This is a genomic window from Nitratiruptor sp. YY08-26, from assembly GCF_016593215.1.
Taxonomy (GTDB): domain Bacteria; phylum Campylobacterota; class Campylobacteria; order Campylobacterales; family Nitratiruptoraceae; genus Nitratiruptor; species Nitratiruptor tergarcus.
Genome location: NZ_AP023063.1, coordinates 1,803,527 through 1,822,283, shown reverse-complemented (window position 1 = coordinate 1,822,283; position 18,757 = coordinate 1,803,527). Strand labels below are relative to the sequence as shown.

At 37.9% G+C, this 18,757-nt stretch carries 20 protein-coding genes; 17 read left to right on the top strand and 3 right to left on the bottom strand.

Annotated features, from left to right (window positions below):
* Positions 1-45 precede the first annotated feature (45 nt).
* From JG738_RS09780 to JG738_RS09700, 17 genes are all read left to right on the top strand, one after another.
* Positions 46-210, top strand: coding sequence for a hypothetical protein (locus JG738_RS09780; protein ID WP_201337710.1), 165 nt, complete (start codon positions 46-48; stop codon positions 208-210).
* 49 nt (positions 211-259) lie between these two features.
* Positions 260-1,921, top strand: a complete 1,662-nt coding sequence (locus JG738_RS09775) for a nitrite reductase (RefSeq protein ID WP_201337709.1) — start codon at positions 260-262, stop codon at positions 1,919-1,921.
* A gap of 105 nt (positions 1,922-2,026) precedes the next feature.
* A complete protein-coding gene (locus JG738_RS09770) occupies positions 2,027-3,706 on the top strand; it encodes a cytochrome D1 domain-containing protein (protein WP_201337708.1) in 1,680 nt (559 codons plus the stop codon).
* Positions 3,706-4,809 carry a radical SAM/SPASM domain-containing protein gene (locus JG738_RS09765; protein ID WP_201337707.1) on the top strand — a complete coding sequence of 368 codons (1,104 nt, stop codon included), beginning with the start codon at positions 3,706-3,708 and terminating at the stop codon, positions 4,807-4,809. Before JG738_RS09770 ends, JG738_RS09765 begins: the two co-directional genes overlap by 1 nt.
* Before the next feature lie 21 nt (positions 4,810-4,830).
* Entirely contained in the window at positions 4,831-5,928 is a 1,098-nt protein-coding gene (locus JG738_RS09760; RefSeq protein ID WP_201337706.1) for a cytochrome D1 domain-containing protein, read from the top strand.
* Between the two features lie 65 nt (positions 5,929-5,993).
* On the top strand, positions 5,994-6,758 hold the full coding sequence (cobA, locus tag JG738_RS09755; RefSeq protein WP_084274869.1) for a uroporphyrinogen-III C-methyltransferase: 765 nt from the start codon (positions 5,994-5,996) through the stop codon (positions 6,756-6,758).
* A gap of 279 nt (positions 6,759-7,037) precedes the next feature.
* The gene (gene nosZ / locus JG738_RS09750; RefSeq protein ID WP_201337705.1) at positions 7,038-9,641 is read left to right on the top strand and encodes a Sec-dependent nitrous-oxide reductase; all 2,604 of its coding nucleotides are present in this window, start codon (positions 7,038-7,040) and stop codon (positions 9,639-9,641) included.
* Between the two features lie 202 nt (positions 9,642-9,843).
* Complete coding sequence (locus JG738_RS09745) at positions 9,844-10,629, top strand: cytochrome C (RefSeq protein ID WP_201337704.1); 786 nt, start codon at positions 9,844-9,846, stop codon at positions 10,627-10,629.
* Positions 10,629-11,846: a nitrous oxide reductase family maturation protein NosD gene (locus tag JG738_RS09740; protein ID WP_201337703.1), complete on the top strand. Its 1,218-nt coding sequence runs from the start codon at positions 10,629-10,631 to the stop codon at positions 11,844-11,846. Before JG738_RS09745 ends, JG738_RS09740 begins: the two co-directional genes overlap by 1 nt.
* Complete coding sequence (locus JG738_RS09735; RefSeq protein ID WP_201337702.1) at positions 11,843-12,625, top strand: 4Fe-4S dicluster domain-containing protein; 783 nt, start codon at positions 11,843-11,845, stop codon at positions 12,623-12,625. Before JG738_RS09740 ends, JG738_RS09735 begins: the two co-directional genes overlap by 4 nt.
* A 3-nt stretch (positions 12,626-12,628) precedes the next feature.
* Positions 12,629-13,204, top strand: coding sequence for a hypothetical protein (locus JG738_RS09730; protein WP_201337701.1), 576 nt, complete (start codon positions 12,629-12,631; stop codon positions 13,202-13,204).
* The gene (locus JG738_RS09725; protein ID WP_201337700.1) at positions 13,201-13,692 is read left to right on the top strand and encodes a c-type cytochrome; all 492 of its coding nucleotides are present in this window, start codon (positions 13,201-13,203) and stop codon (positions 13,690-13,692) included. Before JG738_RS09730 ends, JG738_RS09725 begins: the two co-directional genes overlap by 4 nt.
* A 12-nt stretch (positions 13,693-13,704) precedes the next feature.
* Entirely contained in the window at positions 13,705-14,616 is a 912-nt protein-coding gene (locus JG738_RS09720; protein ID WP_201337699.1) for a NapH/MauN family ferredoxin-type protein, read from the top strand.
* Complete coding sequence (locus tag JG738_RS09715; protein WP_201337698.1) at positions 14,613-15,251, top strand: ABC transporter ATP-binding protein; 639 nt, start codon at positions 14,613-14,615, stop codon at positions 15,249-15,251. Before JG738_RS09720 ends, JG738_RS09715 begins: the two co-directional genes overlap by 4 nt.
* A complete protein-coding gene (locus JG738_RS09710; protein WP_201337697.1) occupies positions 15,238-15,693 on the top strand; it encodes a nitrous oxide reductase accessory protein NosL in 456 nt (151 codons plus the stop codon). The genes JG738_RS09715 and JG738_RS09710 overlap by 14 nt, the downstream gene beginning before the upstream one ends.
* Complete coding sequence (locus JG738_RS09705; protein WP_201337696.1) at positions 15,690-16,517, top strand: ABC transporter permease; 828 nt, start codon at positions 15,690-15,692, stop codon at positions 16,515-16,517. The genes JG738_RS09710 and JG738_RS09705 overlap by 4 nt, the downstream gene beginning before the upstream one ends.
* A gap of 11 nt (positions 16,518-16,528) precedes the next feature.
* Positions 16,529-17,017 (top strand): nitrous oxide reductase accessory protein NosL, encoded by a 489-nt coding sequence (locus JG738_RS09700; protein WP_201337695.1) that lies wholly within the window; start codon positions 16,529-16,531, stop codon positions 17,015-17,017.
* On the opposite strand, the gene JG738_RS09695 is transcribed toward JG738_RS09700, so the two are convergent.
* Genes JG738_RS09695 through JG738_RS09685 form a run of 3 tightly spaced genes read right to left on the bottom strand, consistent with a single transcriptional unit; the run spans position 16,996 to position 18,709 of the window.
* Positions 16,996-17,766: an endo alpha-1,4 polygalactosaminidase gene (locus JG738_RS09695; RefSeq protein WP_201337694.1), complete on the bottom strand. Its 771-nt coding sequence runs from the start codon at positions 17,764-17,766 to the stop codon at positions 16,996-16,998. The genes JG738_RS09700 and JG738_RS09695 overlap by 22 nt on opposite strands.
* Positions 17,766-18,137, bottom strand: a complete 372-nt coding sequence (locus JG738_RS09690) for a hypothetical protein (protein ID WP_201337693.1) — start codon at positions 18,135-18,137, stop codon at positions 17,766-17,768. The genes JG738_RS09695 and JG738_RS09690 overlap by 1 nt, the downstream gene beginning before the upstream one ends.
* Before the next feature lie 2 nt (positions 18,138-18,139).
* Positions 18,140-18,709, bottom strand: coding sequence for a bifunctional precorrin-2 dehydrogenase/sirohydrochlorin ferrochelatase (locus tag JG738_RS09685; protein WP_201337692.1), 570 nt, complete (start codon positions 18,707-18,709; stop codon positions 18,140-18,142).
* Positions 18,710-18,757 lie beyond the last annotated feature (48 nt).

Here is an 18,757-nt window from a genome sequence, read left to right as displayed (position 1 = left end):
GCTGCACTGCTAATTAGCTAATAAAAATATTGAGAAGGAGTTATTATGATAGAACCATGTACCGATATAGTATGTAGTTTTTGGTCAATACTCAATCAAGGACCTATGACATTGACCATAATATTGCATACATTGATTGTATTGCCAATGGTTTGGATCTATTTCGATGAGAAGAAAAAGATGGAAAGAGGAGATATTCCTCAAGAGTAGAAGGTAAGATTGGGGAAGGGGGAAATTTAACCCTATGAAAGGAGTAACAATGAAACTCAAAATTGGAATGAGTGCTGTACTAGCAGTAAGTGCCTTTGCAAGTGTGGCTTTAGCAGGAGGAGATATATATCTCGGCTCTGATGAGATGAAAAAGGCAACGCAAATCTATTTCGATAGATGTGCGGGCTGCCACGGGATGTTAAGAAAAGGAGCTCTTGGCCCAAACTTGCTTCCTAAAAAAACCAAAGCGATGGGGACTGAGACGCTAGAGTATATTATTTATAATGGTACTCCTGGTGGTATGCCTGACTGGGGTGCATCAGGTGAGCTTACAAAAGCTGAAACGAAGTTGATGGCAAAATTTATCCAGCTTCCTCCTGTTTCTCCTCCAGAAAAGAGTATGGCTGATATGAAAAAGAGCTGGAAGCTTTTGGTACCACCAGAAAAGCGTCCTACAAAGCCAGAAACTACGAGAAACTGGGAGAACTATTTTGGTATAGTACTTAGAGATGTAGGTAAAGTAGCAATTGTTGATGGTGATACAAAAGAGCTTGTAAGCATTGTACCTTCAGGATTTGCAACACATATTCTTAGAACCTCTAAATCTGGTCGCTATATGTATGCGATTGGACGTGATGGTAAAGCAAGCGTTATTGATCTTTGGATGAAAAAACCACAAAATGTTGCGGAAATTAGAACATGTAACGATGCAAGAAGTATCGATACTTCAAAAGCAAAAGGTTATGAGGATGAGTATGCAGTTGTTGGATGTTACTGGCCTCCTTCAATCGTAACACTCAAAGGTGATACGTTAGAGCCAATTCAAATCGTATCAACTGCAAGCTATACCTATGATACAGGTGAATTTACAAGAGAGGCTCGCGTTGCTTCCATTGTTGCAAACCACCACAAACCAGAATGGGTTATTAACGTAAAAGAGACAGGACAAGTATGGCTCTATAATTATGCAGATCCAAGAAACCCAGATATCCATATGCTTATGGCTGAGAGATATCTCCATGATGGTGGTTGGGATTTGACTAAACGCTACTTCCTTGTAGCTGCAAACGCAAGAAACAAAGTAGTTGCAGTCGATACACAAGAGGGAGAAGTTGCTGCAATTATTCCAAGTGGCGGTACAAAACCACACCCAGGACGTGGTGCTAATATCAACCATCCAAAATATGGTCCACTATGGGCAACAGGTCATATCGGCTCAAATGATATCAGCTTTATAGGTACAGATCCAACATATCACCCACAATATGCTTGGAGAGTTGTGAAAAAAATAAGCTTGCCAGGTGATGGTGGTGGTAACCTCTTTATCAAAACACACCCAGCTTGTAAATATATCATTGCTGATAGACCAGTTAACCCAGATAGAAAACTACAAACACAACTCTATGTTATAGATAAGAACAAACTTGAGGTTGTAAAAACTATCAAAATTCCTAAAAAATATGTGAAAGAGCGCACTGTAAAAGTTAACGGCAAAAAAGTTAAAGTTAAACCTCGCGGTCCAGTGCATATCGAGTTTAACAAAGATGGTGATGAATTTTGGGTAAGTGTATGGGGTAATAAACTTCTCCCAAGTGCAATTTTGGTATATGATTCAGAATCACTTAAACTCAAAAAAGCAATCACTGGCGATTGGGTACGTACTCCAACCGGTAAATTCAACGTATTTAATACTAAATACGATATCTATTGAGAGAATGGGGCTCAGCCCCCTCTCAATTTTTTTTGTGTAAAATAGTGATGAGCAAGAAGTGATAAGGCGACTTATTAGTTCTTGCTCCTCAAAGAGGAGTAGCATATGAAAAGAGTCTTTTTTTTCCTTTTTTTTATTGGATTACTACATGCTGATGTACTCATTCATGAGTTAGAAGCAAAATCCTCGCAAAAAAGTGGTTATGATGTCTATTATAAATATTGCTCAATGTGTCATGGAAAGCAGAGAGAGGGTATCTCAGCTCCTCCCCTTTTACCATCTTTTATAAAGCGTATGAGTGATGAGAGATTGCAAGATATTATCAAAAACTCTCTCCCGCAAACACTCATGCCAAAATTTGATTTTTTAAGTGATGAAGAGGTCACAAAAATTATCGCATATCTTCGATCCCCAGCAAATAATATTCACTGGACAAAAGAAGATATTAAAAAAAGTAAAGTAGCATTTAACAATCCTAAAAAAAACCTCGGCATTAAAAATATTGAGAATGTAACATTAGTGGTGGAGCGTGGAGCAAACCGTGTGTGGGTAATGGAGGATGAGAAGGTTTTAGATAGATTCTCCTTTGTGAATGTGCATGGAGGATTAAAATATACGCTTGATGGAAAAAACTTCTATGTGCCCACGAGAGATGGATGGATAGGTCACTATAGTCTTGAGCATGGAAGAGTAGAGCATAAAATCAGAGCCTGTGTTAATCTACGCAATATCTCTTTGAGTCGTGATGGAAAATACCTCTTTGCTACTTGCCTGCTCCCACAAATGGTAGTAGTGTTCGATAGAGCAAACTTAGTTCCTGTGAAGATCCAAAAAGTTCAAGGCAAAATAAGTGCGCTCTATGAGCTTTATAGCAAAGATGAAGCAGTTTTTACATTGCGTAACAAACCTGAGCTCTATAGAGTAGATACGAAAACATTAGAGTTTAGAAAATTTCCACTTGATAAACCGATTGAAGATTTCTTTATTGATCCTTTTGAAGAGTATATAATTGGTACTACACGCCATGGAAAAGATCTGCGCGTCTATGAAATAGACTCTCTCAAAGAGGTGTTTCACGCTCCAATTGAAGGGATGCCACATCTTTTTAGTGCAACTTACTGGTATAAAGATGGCAAATTCTATTTTGCGACACCACATTTGCGAAGGCCTTTTATCACTGTATGGCAGATGTATGATTGGAAACTTGTGAAAAAAATTGATGTAGGAGGAGATGGATTTTTTGTCAAGACCCATCCTATGAGCGATTTTTTATGGGTAGATAATGGTAGTGATGAGCTTGTGCTAGTGGATAAAAGCTCGTTTGCACTCAAAAAAATCACTCCGCGCAAAGGTAAACGCTATATCCATACAGAGTTTAGCGGAGATGGCAAATATGCATATTTGAGTATTTATGAGAGCGATGGGGATCTTTTAGTATGGCAGACAGATACATTTAAAGAGCTCAAAGACTACCCTGCAAATGTACCTGTAGGAAAGTATAACTTTATTAATAAAAACAGGAAATTTTACCCGAGACTTTTTGGTCTATCTCTTTTTAAAGAGAAATGCTGGGGATGCCATCATCAAACGGCTATGGCTTTTGGCCCTCCTTTTGCAACAATTGCAAAAAAGCGGACACGCGATGAGATGATCGCGCAAATTCTTGATCCAAAAAATATGTATAAGCATTTGGGATACAAGAGAAACTCTATGCCAGCGTTTAAGCTCTCTCCAAAAGAGTTGCAAAGTATAACTGATTATATTATGAGTTTTAAGGATAAGTAGTGTTTAGACTAAGTAATCTACTCAAATCTACTCTGGAAGAGAAGCCTTCAAGAGCTTTAAATGGTGCAATAGCGATATGGAATTTTACAAATCGCTGCAATCTTAGTTGTTTGCACTGCTACTCCAAAAGTGGTCTTGATGCAACAGATACCTTAACTACAGAAAAGATCCTCTCTACTATTCCCCAGCTTAAAAATGCTGGAATCAAGTTTGTTATTTTTAGTGGGGGAGAGCCGCTTACGAGAAAAGATATCTTTTTGATTGCCAAAGTCATGAAAGATGAGGGGATAATGACCTATCTTTCTACAAATGGGCTCTATATTAATCCTGGAAATGTAGAAAAAATTATTGATACATTTGGTTATATTGGCATCAGTATAGATGGAGATGAGAAGACGCATGATAGATTTAGAGGGCTCGTAGGATCGTATGCTAAAAGTTTGCAAGCAATTGATTTGATCCATCAAGCAGGTGGAAAAGTTGGCATAAGATTTACTATAACTAAAGAGACAAAAGAGAGCCTAATACATATTTTTGAGCTAGCTGAGACAAAAGGTATTGATAAAATCTACATCTCTCATCTTGTCTATAGTGGTCGAGGTCTGGATAATCTTGCTATGGATCTTACAAAAGAGGAGCGCAAAGAGGCAGTTGATTTTATTATTGAGAAGGCTTTTACTTACTATGATGAGGGACGTGATATCGATATAGTTACAGGCAATATGGAGATGGATGCAGTAGCTTTTTTAGAAAAATTGAGGCAAAAATATCCGCACAAAAGCCACATTTTAGAAGAGAAACTTCGCCGTTGGGGTGGAAATAGTGCAGGAAGAAACTTAGTAAACATTAATAGCGAAGGTGATGTAAAGCCAGATCCCTTTTTTCCAGTAACTCTTGGTAATATTTTTGATAAACCATTTGATGAAATTTGGCTGGATAATGAAAATCCCTATTTGCAAAGGTTGCGCCAGTTCCCACGAAAAATTGGTGGTAAATGTGCTGAGTGTAAATGGATTGAGATATGCAATGGGGGTAGCCGCCCAAGAGCATGGGCAATAAGTGGAGATCTGTGGGATGAAGATCCTAGTTGCTATATTGTGTAGATTTACTGAAAAAGGAAGAAAATGCGAATAACTCTTTTGATTTTTTTACTTTTGAGTACACTTTTAGCTCGCGAGAAGGTATTTGTGGTGGAGCGAGAAAACAGTGCATTAGCTGTGATAGAAAATCATAAATTGAGAAATGAAATACCAAACATGCATAACTTCAATCATGCAGTTGTGAAATTTATAGAAAATGATGGGTATGCCATTACACGTGATGGATATTTGATTAAATTTGATCCACTGAAAGAGAAGAAACTCAAAGAGGTCAAAGCGAGCCAAAGTGCTATTGGTTTTACATTGGCAAAAGATTTTGTGGCAGTAGCTAATTATGCCAATAAAACAGTAGAGATTTTTGATAGAGATCTTCATAAACTCCAAACTATCAAAACAGGCTCACGCAATGTAGGTATTAAAACATACAAAGACTACCTCATTTTTGCAGCAATGGATAGTGATGCAATATGGGTTATGAAAAAGATTTCTAAAACCACATTTGATAGATTTGGTGTACCACACAAAAAGATTTTTTTTAAAAAAGTAAAAGTTATTGAAAATGCTGGAGAGGTTCCTTTTGATGCAATGATCAATAAAAATCTCTATGTTGTGGGATTTTTCAACTCCCCCTTTGTTGGCGTATTGAATCTTGATACTTTTGAATATAAGCAAGTCCCACTGCAACTAGAAAAAAGGACAGTAGTATTAAAAGTTCCCCATTTTGGCTTTTGGTCTATTATGAAAGATAAATTTTTCATCCCAGCAGTAGGAGATAACAAAGTCTTTGTGTTTGATAAAAATTTTCATTTTATTAAAGCTATTGAAGTAGAAGGAAATCCAGTCTTTACTTCTCTTAGCCCTGATAGAAAATTTTTAGCAGTGACATTTAGTGGCAAAAAATTTCCTATTGTGCAAATAGTTGATACTAAAAGTCTGCAAGTTATTAAACGATTTGATTTTGGAGGAATGGTGCTGCATGTAAGATGGAGTGCAGAGGAGCCTTTGCTCTATATTTCTAATAATGGAAAAAGTGAAGTTATAGGGATGGACACCCGAAACTGGCAAAAGCTTTTTAGCGTAGCTGTGCCAAAACCTTCAGGGATTTTTATATTCAAATATTGATGTAGGTCATTGTTTTTGATATGATGAAAATATACAATGTGATAGTTAATTTAAAAGGATAAGCAATGGGAAAGGTCTATCTTACTGGTGCTGGCCCTGGAGATATTGAGCTTTTGACACTCAAAGCTGCAAGGGTTATTAAAGAGGCCGATGTTATTATCTATGATAGACTTGCCAATCCCGAAATTTTACAAATGGCTAAAAATGGCTGTGAATTTATCTATGTTGGTAAAGAGGATGGTAAACATATTCTTCCTCAAGAGCAAATCAATGAAGTTATTTACAAAAGCGCTCTGCGTTATGATGTAGTAGTACGTTTGAAGGGCGGAGATCCTTTTGTTTTTGGAAGAGGAGGAGAAGAGGGAAAATATCTTTTTGAAAGAGGAGTTGATTTTGAAATAATTCCCGGAATCACATCTTCAATAAGTGTGCCAGCCTATGCAGGAATACCTGTGACACATAGAGGTGTAAGTGTGAGCTTTCGCGTAGTAACTGGCCATGAAGCTCCTAACAAAGAGGCGAGCCAAATACCCTGGGAAAATTTTAAAACAGATGATACTATCGTTTTTTTGATGGGACTCCATAACCTCCAACAAATTGCACAAAAACTTATAGAAATTGGTAAACCTAAAGACTTTCCTGTCGCAGTAATATCAAAAGGCACTACTCCTGAACAAAAAACGGTCGTAGGTACTTTAGAAAATATCTATGAAAAAGCAAGAGATCTTCCTACTCCTGCACTTATTGTAGTAGGTAAAGTTGTTAATTTAAGAGAGAGTCTTAACTGGTTTGAAAAGTCTGCTCGGCAAAACGCACTTGCCTACGCTTAGCAAGCATTTTTATAAAATCATTGATATAAATCAATTTCTTTAAAGAAATATTCCGCTTTATAAAATTTATGAAAATTTTTACACTACAAATACTCCAAAAAGTGGCAATTTTATGACAAATCTATGTCTGTCACCAAAATGTCACAATTCTTAAACCCTTTTCATTTTTTTGATAAAAAAAAGTAAAAATTTTTATAAAACTCGGTAATTTTTAAGCTTTGAGTAAGGGACGTTGGCCTATAATTTTTTTAACGCCCATTTAACATAAAGGAGGTATCTATGAGGCGAACATTTAAACGGCTCTTAAGTCTTGCCGCTGCGGTAGGGCTGGTCTCGAGTGCTGCTGTTGCGCAGAGTGAACTTGAAAAGATCATGAAAGAGCGGGGTCTTACCCAAGATGACATTTTGGCTGCTGCCAAAACCTATACTCCATCAGGAGGAAGAGATAAGTATATAGTATTCAGTTCTGGTGGACAGTCTGGTCAGATAATGGTTTATGGCGTTCCATCAATGCGTATATTGAAGTTTATAGGTGTTTTTACGCCAGAGCCATGGCAAGGCTGGGGTTATGATGATGATACAAAAAAAGTCCTCAAAGAGGGATGGTATCGAGGTAAGCCTATAACATGGGGTGATACACACCACCCAGCTATTAGTGAAACTAATGGTGTATATGATGGAAAATGGCTTGCAATCAACGATAAAGCAAACCCAAGAATTGCTATTATTGATCTCAAAGACTTCGTAACAAAACAGATAGTGGTTAACCCTGTTTTTAAATCAGATCATGGTGGTGCATTTTTTACACCAAATAGTGAATATATCCTTGAAGCGTGCCAATATGGTGCACCATTTGATAATGAGTATCATCCGATGGAAGAGTATGCAGATGTTTATCGTGGTGGTGTGACATGTTGGAAATTTGATCATGAAAATGGTCGTATTATAAAAGATGAATCCTTTGTTATAGAGATGCCACCATATATGCAAGATTTGAGTGATGCAGGTAAAGAGATGAGTTATGGATGGGGATTTACTAACTCATTCAACTCAGAGTTGTATACAGGTGGTATTGAAAAAGGTCTTCCTCCATTTGAAGCGGGGATGAGTCGTAATGATACTGACTATCTGCATGTATATAACTGGAGAAAGCTTGCAGAACTTGCAAAAGATCCAAAAAATGTGAAAGTTATTAATGGAATTAAAGTAATTCCTATTGAAGTGGCAGTAAAAAATGATTGTCTCTTCCTCATTCCAGAACCAAAATCACCACATGGTGTTGATGTAAGCCCAGATGGACGCTATATTGTTGTGTGTGGTAAGCTCGATACCCATGCAACTGTGTATGATTTTAAAAAGATTATGGAAGCAGTGAAAAATCACGATTTTGCTGGAAAAGATCCTTACGGTATTCCTATTATTGATATGAAAAAAGCTATGCATTGTCAAGCTGAGCTTGGTCTTGGACCACTACATAACCAGTATGGACCAAAATGGAAAACAGAAGGGGAAATTTATACTTCACTCTATGTTGACTCTCAAGTTGTAAAATGGGATTATCTCACCTGTGAAGTAAAAGATAGAGTAAATGTGAATTACAACATCGGACACCTTTGTGGTATGGAAGGAAAAACTGAAGATCCACAAGGCGAATATATTATTGCATTAAATAAACTTGCAATCGATAGATTCAATCCAATTGGACCACTTCATCCACAAAACCACCAGCTCATTGATATCAGTGGTAAGAAGATGAAGTTGCTCTATGATATGCCAGTGCCACTAGGTGAGCCTCACCAAGCAGTTGCAATTCGCGCAAGCAAGCTCCATCCAGAAGTACGCTACCCAATGGGAACTAATCCATTTACTGGAAAGGTTCATGAAGGAAAAACACTTGCTGGACAAGAAAAAATTGTCCGCAAAGGAAACCATGTCTATGTATATGGCACACTTGTTAGAAGCCATATCAACCCAGAGCACGTAACTGTGAATAAAGGTGATATTGTCACATTCTACCTCACTAACCTTGAACGTGCAGAAGATGAGACACATGGATTTACAGTTGACTGGTACAATGTCCACGCATCACTTGAGCCTGGTAAGACAGTTGCTGTAACATTCAAGGCAGACCGTGAAGGTGTATTCCCATACTACTGTACAGAATTCTGTTCTGCATTGCACCTTGAAATGATGGGTTATTTGCTTGTAAAAGATCCAAACAAAAAATATAAATCTGTCAAAAAAATCAAACTCAAAAAAATGAGCAAAGAACAGCTCATGAAAGAGTACAAAAAAACAGTTGCTCTCAACGAAGCGACTAAAAAAGTTATTCAAAGCGTAGTGAAATTCCTTAAAGAAAATCACTATGAAAAATACCCAGTTGTAAAACAGCTTGTTGAAGATGCTATGGATCAGTTTAACAAAGTGCCAGCTGAAGAGAAAAAAGCTGAAGAAGCGCTCAAAAAAGGCGATATAGAAACAGCTATCAACTTCCAATATCAAGCATGGCAATACCTTGTAAAAACTGCCGATGTTGGTATTAGAGCAAAAGACTTGCTAGTAAGAAAACTTGCTACTCCTATGAGCGAAGCTGCAAAACGTGGTGAAGCTGCATTTGCAGAAGGTGGATGTAACGGATGTCACGTTATCGGTAAGGTGAGCTCTGGACCAGACCTTGTAGGTGTTCTCAAACGCCATGAAAACGGCGAAAAATGGGTAGCAGAATTTATTAAAAATCCTGCTAGCAAATATGACGATCCGTATGTTAAAGCGATGATTGACTACTTCAATCTCCGTATGCCAAATCAGCATATGAGCGATCAAGAGATCAAAGATATCATCGAATACCTCAAATGGGTTGACGAAAACGCCCATCTCTTCTAATTCTCAAGGGGCCTTTTTGCCCCTTTTTATTATACACATCAATGTTATTTTTATTATTTGTTTTGTAAAGCCACAATATCGCCATACTTTTATAATATAATCAAATAATAAAAATAACATTTGGTAATTTTTGATGTATATCATTATACTTTGATAAAAAAAAGTGGTAAGATACTACTAATACTCAATGAAGGAAGAGAAGATGAAGAAGTATCAAGTCTACGCTCTCATTGCGTTGGCAATATTGCTGTATTGGTTCGTCGTGCCAGCAGTTTTGACACACGATGTAAACTATTTGGCTAAACAGGGTAAAGCAGATAAAATTCCTCCGATAGCCTATAAGGTGTGGGATTACTATATGAAGGGACGCTATGTAAGCCCTAATACTCCGCCTGAAGCATTGGATAAAAACAAAAATCCAATTCTCAAAAAGATGATAGAGTACAACGCTGAAATTGGTGTTGCAAGTGCACCAATCTGGTATGTTTCACTTGAAGCTCCCAACTATCCAAAAGATGCATTTCCTGAAGGGATCCCTGTTTATTACCATTTCGATGGTTTTAGCGGTGATGTGCATGAGATGAATACGATTAACCACTTTATTGGAATGGATCCAATGGAAAGAGGTGCTCCATATTTACGTATGATTGCACCATATGTACTTGTACTTTTGGCTTTTGCGTATGTGCTCTTTATTCTCTATGATTGGAAATGGCTTAATTTAATAATGTGGATAGCAGTAGCATTGCCTCTTATCTTCTTGGGATTTTACGCTTACTGGCTCTACTGGTTTGGTCACCATATGCATGATTGGGGGGCCTTTAAGATTAAACCTTTTATGCCAACAGTCTTTGGGGATGGAAAAGTGGCGCAATTTACCACCCACTCCTATCCGACAATCGGTTTTTGGCTACTATTGGCAATTAGCTTCTTTACGCTTTTAGCAATTATTTCAAAAAATAACTATCTCAAGCAAAAAGAGGCTTAATGCGTAGAGTAGCCTTGCTAGTATGCATTGGAGCTGTTTTGCATGCCAATATTTTGCAAGAGGCGATCGATAAAGCAAAGCCAGGTGCAAGGCTAGATCTGCCAAAAGGCGTGCTCAAAGGCTCTATTACGATAGATAAACCTCTCATGCTAGTAGGGCACGATACGATTATTGATGGAGAAGGTAAAGGTACTGTTATAAAGGTTCGTAGTTCTAATGTTATTTTGCAAGATCTTACTATCCGTAATAGTGGAAAAGAGCATGAAAAGGTAGATGCTGGGATTTCAGTAAAAGATGCTGCCTTTGTACAAATACACAACTGTAAAATTCTTAATTCGCTCTTTGGTATAGATTTGCAAAATGTTAAAAACTCAAAAATTATAGGAAACTATATCACTTCAAAGCCTTTTCCTCTTGGTATTCGTGGTGATGGGGTAAGGTTATGGTATAGCAATGATAATATTCTAAAAAACAACCATCTCTATAAATCGAGAGATTTTGTAGTGTGGTATAGTCATGGTAATCTCATAGAAGGCAATATAGGGGAGTATGGCCGCTATAGTCTGCATTTTATGTACGCAGGTAAAAATATAGTGCGCAAAAATATCTATAAGCACAATAGTGTTGGAATATTTTTTATGTATTCGCGAGATACTATTGCAGAAAATAATACTGTTATGAGCTCTTTAGGCACAACAGGCATAGGAATAGGGCTTAAAGATGCTTCAAATTTTGTTATAAAAAATAATACAATTCTCTACTGTGCGAAGGGGATGTATATCGATAGATCCCCATTTGAACCAGGTCAAAGTAATAAAATTGTGGGAAACAAGATTCTCTATAACTCAATAGGGATGCATTTTCATTCACTAAGTACTGATAATGTGATTACAAAAAATATCTTCAAAGGCAATATGGAGAATGTCTATGATGATTCGGGGCAGGGGAGAATTCATGCAGTTATGAATAAATGGTATGAAAACTACTGGGATGATTACCAAGGGATTGATAAAGATGGGGATGGAATTGGAGATATCCCCTACACGCTCTACTACTATGCAGATAAACTCTGGCTGCTCAATCCCAATGTGCGTTTCTTTTACGCTTCGCCAGTTATCAGTATTCTCAACTTCTTATACAAACTTGCTCCAATTTCAGAGCCTATCAAGCTCTTGAGCGATCCAAAGCCTTTGATGTATGAAGAGGGGGTGTCATGAAAGATAAAAAAAGAAGAGATTTTGTTAAGCAGATGGTAGGGCTTGGCGTGCTTGGAGTTGCGGCAGCCGGAACCGTATGGGGTGGCAGAGAGCTTTTAAAGCGTGAGGAGTCCCCACTGCGTCCTCCAGGGGCGATGCCAGAGCATCAGTTTTTAGCTCTGTGTATTAAATGTGGGCAATGTTTGCAGGTGTGTCCTTATGATGCGATTATGTTAGAAGATGTCAATGGTAAAGCTGGAGTTGGGACTGCTTATATTGATCCAGATAAAAGAGGCTGTTATCTTTGCAAGGCATTGCCATGTATTTTAGCTTGTCCAAGTGGCGCACTCAAGCATGAAGATGCTGATGATGTGCGCAAAACCCATATGGGTGTGGCTGTCATTGCTAATGAAAATGCATGTCTTGCCCTTTATAACAAACCGGTTCCAGAAAGTGAGAGAGATCTCATTTATGATCATACAAAAGTGTTAACACCGGCTGAGAGAAGAGAGAAAAAAGTTTATGATCTTCCAAATCCAAGTGAAAAGAGAACACTGCAAGTTGAGCTTTTGAAAAAAGTAGAAAAGTATGTAGGAAAGCAGTGTACAATTTGTGCTGATCTTTGCCCCTACCCTGAGCAATCTTTAGCTATCGGAATGGTGCAAAAAGGTAAAGGGTATATTCCAGAAATTAGAAGCAAATGTGTAGGCTGTGGTGCCTGTGTAGAGCTCTGTCCTACTGATGTACTCAAAATAATTCCAAGAAAAACCTATGATGAGGTTTATGGAAAAAAGGCTTAATAAATGAAAATAGGTAATAGTTTAATCATAATAGCTTTGCTTTTTGCACTGAGTGGATGTGGTGAAAAGAAAGAGCAGCAGAAAAAGCAGGCGGAAGCTCAGGGGCAGATAAAGGTAACTGAGGGTGTTGTTAAAGAGAAAAAGGCACAGAAAAAATCTCTTGATAAAGGAGAGTTTTACTACTCCTACAATGAAGGGAACAAGAAAAAAGAGGAAGTTGAGGATGAAGGAAAATATACAAGGTTAGGTGCATATCGCCATGTTGTCAATAACTATCAAAAGGTGCAGATTTCCTTATGGGCAAATAAGCTGAGTAAAGATTTTCTCATCTACTGCTCTGCTTGTCACGATGACTATGCAAATGGAGTCATTGGGCCATCGCTTTTAGGTAAAGATGGGGCTTATATTTATAAGCAGTTACAAGATTTCAAATCAGGTAAGAGAAAAAATGTGCTCATGGTACAACTCGTAAGGCGTTTAAGTGATGAGCAACTCAAACACTTAGCAGATGAGATAGCAGCATTTAATAAAAAAGTGCAAAAACTTCTTGAGCAAAATGGACAAAAGGATCAAAAATGATACGACACATCATAGCAGCAATAGCAGCAGCATTAACTGTATGGGCAATTTTGTATATGGCAAAGCTTGATCAAGAGGTAAATAGATTGCAGATGATTCATGAAATTATCCAAAAGAGCAAGCTTGAGGTACCTATGGCAAAGAAAACCACACCAACACAACAGCCGCAAAAAGCTGAAGAGAGTGAAGAGGAGAAAAAGCTTAAGGTCCTCAAAGAAAAAGCAGGACGTATGAGTGCTTTTGAAGTAAGTACCACTTATAGAAGAAACTGTGCATCGTGTCACGGTATCAATGGAGAGGGAGCAGTGGGACCAAAACTTATTGGCAAAAACAAAGAGTATATTTTGCAAGCACTCAAAGATTTTAAATCTGGTAAACGTAAAAACTATGTAATGTATGGACTTTTGCAACAGCTTGATGATAAAGAACTTGATGATTTGGCAACGGAGATTGGATCATTTGCTCAAAAACTCAAAGAGGCACAATAAGAGGGGGAGGAAGTGGATAAATATAGCTGGAGTGTGAGGGAGCTTATTAGTGCTCCTTTATGGTCAACTCTCTACTACCGAACAAAAGAGGGAAAAATCCGCCCTACCTGGCGGTTTTGGCGATGGCTTAGTGTCATTATCATCAATGTTGCCTTCTTTTTATCCTACCATATAGATATCCAGTTTCTGGAAGGGACGTTAACGGGATCAAGGCTCCTTGGATTTCACCTCATTGATCCATTTGCTGCATTAGAGATTTTAGCAGCTGAGCATGAAATACACACTAATATTATTATTGGTGTCTCTACTATTGTGGGATTTTACTTTTTGGTAGGAGGAAAGGCTTTTTGCGGATGGGTATGCCCCTATGGGCTCTTGAGCGAGATAGGGGAGTATTTTCATCAAAAGCTTGTGAGTAAACATATTATTAAAGAGCATAAATTCAATCCAAAAGTACGCTATATCTTTTGGGCGATTTTCCTAGCAGCAGCTGCGATTGATGGTTATATGGTTTTTGAAGTGATAAATCCAGTAGGGATTTTGAGCCGTTTCATTGTGTATGGTTGGAGTTTAGCTATTGTTTGGGTTTTAGTAATACTGTTGATAGAAATCTTTTATTCACGCCGTGCGTGGTGTAAGTATGTCTGTCCTATTGGTACAACCTATGCTTTTATTGGCTGGGTAAGTCCTATGAAGGTGCAGTGGGATATGGATAAGTGTGATCACTGTGCTGCTTGTTTTATTGCTTGTCCAGAGGAACATGTTTTAGAGCGTTTTAAAGCTAAATATGATGAAGAGCGCAAAGAAAAAGGGATTACAAAAGAGTTTGTTAAAGATGGTGATTGTATAATGTGTGCGAGATGTTTTGATGTGTGTCACGAAGATGCATACAATTTTGAGTTTAGGTTGAAGAATCTGGTATGATAGTAATTAAAGAGGCTGTGAAGCGCTTTTTAGATGTCAATGTCTTAGATCATGTAAATTTAACTATAGAAGATGGTGATAAAATTGCTCTCATGGGGCCCAATGGAGCTGGCAAAACCACTCTTGTGCGTTCCATTTTGGGCTTTTACCATCTCGATAGTGGCTCCATTGAGGTAGATGGCCTCTCTCCAATAAAGATGCGCCAAAGAGTGCTCACAAATATCAGCTTCATTCCTCAAACACCGCCACCTATTAAACTGAGCCTCACTGAGCTTATTGAGTATGTGGCAAAAAGTTCGCAAGTTGTGCCTCAAGCTATCTTTGAAGAGGCGAAGAGAATGGATCTTGCACTTGAGCAAAATTTGAGTAAGCCATTTTTTAAGCTCAGTGGTGGTATGAAGCAAAAGATGCTCATAGCCATTGCATTGGCAAAAAAGAGCAAAATGCTTATTTTTGATGAGCCAACAGCCAATCTCGATCCAAAAGCGAGAGAGAAGTTTTATAGTCTTTTAGAGGAGTTAGATGCTAAAACTTCGACAATATATATAACTCACCGTCTCGAAGAAGTGGAGAGTCTTGTTAATAGAAAAATATATATGGATTTAGGCAAAGTGGTTGAAGATGAGAGAGTTTAGACATTGGACAGTAGACATGAGATATTGGATAATTCTAATTTTTATTTCTTTAGCTTTTTGGGGATGCTCGAAAAAAGACTATACCAAAGAGCCAGCAAAGATGCACTGGGATCGAGACATGTGCGAGCGGTGTAAAATGGCAATCAGTGAGCGAAAATTTGCAGTGCAAGCGGTGGATGAGCAAGGAAGAGTATATAAGTTTGATGATATTGGATGCTACTTCTTATGGCATAAGCTCGAGCATCCTGAAATAAAAATCAAAAAGATCTGGATTACTGATGCCAAGACGGGTAAATGGATCGATGCAAAAAAGGCAAAATACGTGCAAAACTATATTACACCAATGGGGTATGGATTTGGAGCGCTTACCCCACAAGAAGCGCCAAAAGATGCTTTGAGTTTTGATGAGGTAAGAAAAGCGGTAGAGAAGATTGGACGATGAAAAATCTCTTTTTGATAGCAAAACTCGATATTAAAGAGTCAACGCGCAGCAAATGGTTTTTTGTTTATCTCCTTGTATTTGGCGGGTTGATGGCGCTCTTTTTTGTTACAGGAATTACAGATAGTGTTGTCATGGGATTTACCGGCCTTAGTCGCTTGCTGCTAGTTTATATGCAAGTGACAATCGTTATTTTACCTATTTTTATTTTGATTACTACTGTCAAATCTATCTCCGGCGATCGTGAGAGTGCTATTTTAGAGTATATGCTCTCATTTCCGGTATCCCTTAAAGAGTACTACTGGGGAAAAATGTTGGGACGCTTTTTTATCGTCTTTTTCCCTGTATTTTTAGCACTTGTTTTAGGAATTGTTTGGGGAGTATTTAAAGGTGGGGAGCTTCCGTGGAAGATGCTTTTTGTCTATAGTGGATTTTTGTTTAGCTTGTGTGCTGCATTTTTAGGAATAGCATTTTTTATCTCCACTATTGTGAAATCTCATGATGTTGCACTTGGGGCTAGCTTTGTGGTTTGGATAACGCTTCTTGCCTTTATCGATATTGCTCTTATAGGACTGATGCTTGCAAATAGATGGAATGATGATCTCATTATTGCTCTTTCGCTTCTCAACCCTTTAGAGGTGTTTCGCGTAGGGGCTATTAGTCTTTTTGATCCAGAGCTTACAGTGATGGGGCCTGTTGCATACTTTTTGCTTGATACCTTTGGGCATACGATGATACTGCTTTATGCAGTACTGTATCCTTTAGCATTAGGTATACTCTTTGCGATGTTAGGCTACTACTTTTTCAAAAAACGGGATCTACTCTAAAGGAGTGTATTATGAAAAAAGTTTTTGCGATATTTCTCTTTATTACGTTACTTTTTGGACAAAATACATCAAAGGATAGTAATAGCTCTCAAAAAGCAACTCTTGACCCTCTCTACCATCTTGATGTAAATAAAAATCCTAAGTTTCAGGCAAAAATAGAGCTTGCAAACGGTAAGGCTATCCTCTTTTGCTGTCCTAAATCGATGTTTTATTTCTATTTGCGTCCCTACGAATTTTCTGAATATAAGATAAAAAAGGAGACCGATTTTAAAAAACTCCTTGTAAGAGACTACATCAGCGGAGAGTGGATAAAGGCTGAAGGTGCGCTCTATGTTTTTGGAAGTCGCTTGCAAGGGCCAAAGGGAGATGATCTCATTCCTGTGCGCAATAAAGATACTCTTAATATCTTTCGTCTCAAATATGGTGGCAGTAAAGTGCTAACCTTTCCTGAAGTGGTTCATAAAGGCGTTGGATTAATTTACTTCCTTGATGCTCCGTAACACTCTTGCCAAAGTGAGCCATCAAGAGAAGATGAAGTAAAATAGAATTTAAAGCGATTATACTTTTGGCACCCCTCTTGGAAGGGTGCATACTCATACTCAACTGCAAAAACGGCTTTATTTTCCTCTATAAAGGGAAGATACTTATCGCATTCACCATTTTCCACACACTCTTCCACTATGGCAAAATCAAATAGTTTTGCAAGCATTTTTGCTTGGAGTGGATCATTTTTTAAAGCGATGAGCAAACCTCTTTTATGTGCTTCGTATGCTAAAAATCTATTAAATCTTAGCTGATCGCTATAACTGAAGGAGAATCCTGTATCATTGGTAAATCCATCAATATTATCAGGCTCTACTCCATCACACCCCTTTTTAAGAGCAAGGTCGATGCGTTTGCGCATAATCTTTTTTATTCTGTTATCGCGAATATCGAGCCATCTTTCACCTGGCCAATCATCGAGAGGCTCTCCTATGGCGGTTTGAGGAAAGAGAGAGATATCAGGACGCCAATTCTCATATGTTCCTGCACTAAAGTAGCAAATCACTGTTTTGTTATGTTCATGAAGCTTTTTTATAAGAGTAGGAGAGGAGTCAAAAAGATCGATATCATAGATTTGAGCATTATTGAAATTTGTAACATTCCCATCAAGTTGCCAGTAAAAACTCATGGAAGGTTTTATTGGTTGAGCTTGAAGGAGCAAAAGTGCTAAGAAAAGTTCGCGAAAAATCTGAATAGCACTATGCATTATTTTTTGAAAAATTCCTTCACCCAGGCAAGCTCTTTTTGATTGAGTGAGAGTGTTTTTATAACTGTACCATTATCGTCTAGAATATGGAGTTTATCGCCTTCAACTTTAAGATGTTTCTCTCCCCACTTTTTAAGCATCGCATCATATGCTAAATAGACTTGTGCATTTGCAATATCGAGATCTTTGCCTGTACGTTTATCTACAATATCCACGCCTCCTAACTCTTTTGTAATTTTATAGGGAAAATAGGGCAAAATAGCTTCATAAACTCTTTTGTTTTTTGGTGCTGGCATATTTTCTAATAGCGCAGTGATGCTTAAGAAGATGAAAATAAATAGAAATGCCCAAATTATTTTTTTACTAAACATTGTTATCCTTTGAAGTGTTTTTGTATATACTCTTTTGCCCTTTTATCAAGCAGCTCCATTCGTTCTTTGCCTTTGGGAAGAGTTGCACGCAAAGTTTTAAGCTCTTGCAAAAAGGAGGCGATATTTGCTGGGAGGAGCTTTTCGATAGCGCGGCGCAAGTATTTTGATAGAGCAGGTGAAGCGCCACTTGTAGAAAAGGCAATAATGAGTTCACCTTTTTTGATATAGGATGGAAAGATAAAATCACAATACGCTACGCTATCAACTGCATTGCAAAGAGCTCCATATTTGTGGCACTCTTGGTAGACTGTTTTTTGAACTTCAAGATCATCTACCGCTACAATGACAATGAAAAAGCCATCTACATCTCCTCTTTGATATGATCTTTTATGATAGGGGAGGTTATGTGTAGTAATGAACTCTTGCACTCTTTCATCAATTTCTGGAGCAATGATGGTGATGTTGTGTGTAAAATCAAGAAGATGAGAAATCTTGTCTCCTGCAATTTTACCACCACCCACTACGAGGATCTTTTTGTTATCAAGCTTGAGATATGCTGGAAAAAAACTCATACAACTCCTTTGCGTAATATTAACCAATTTTACCTTGGAAGATTTTGA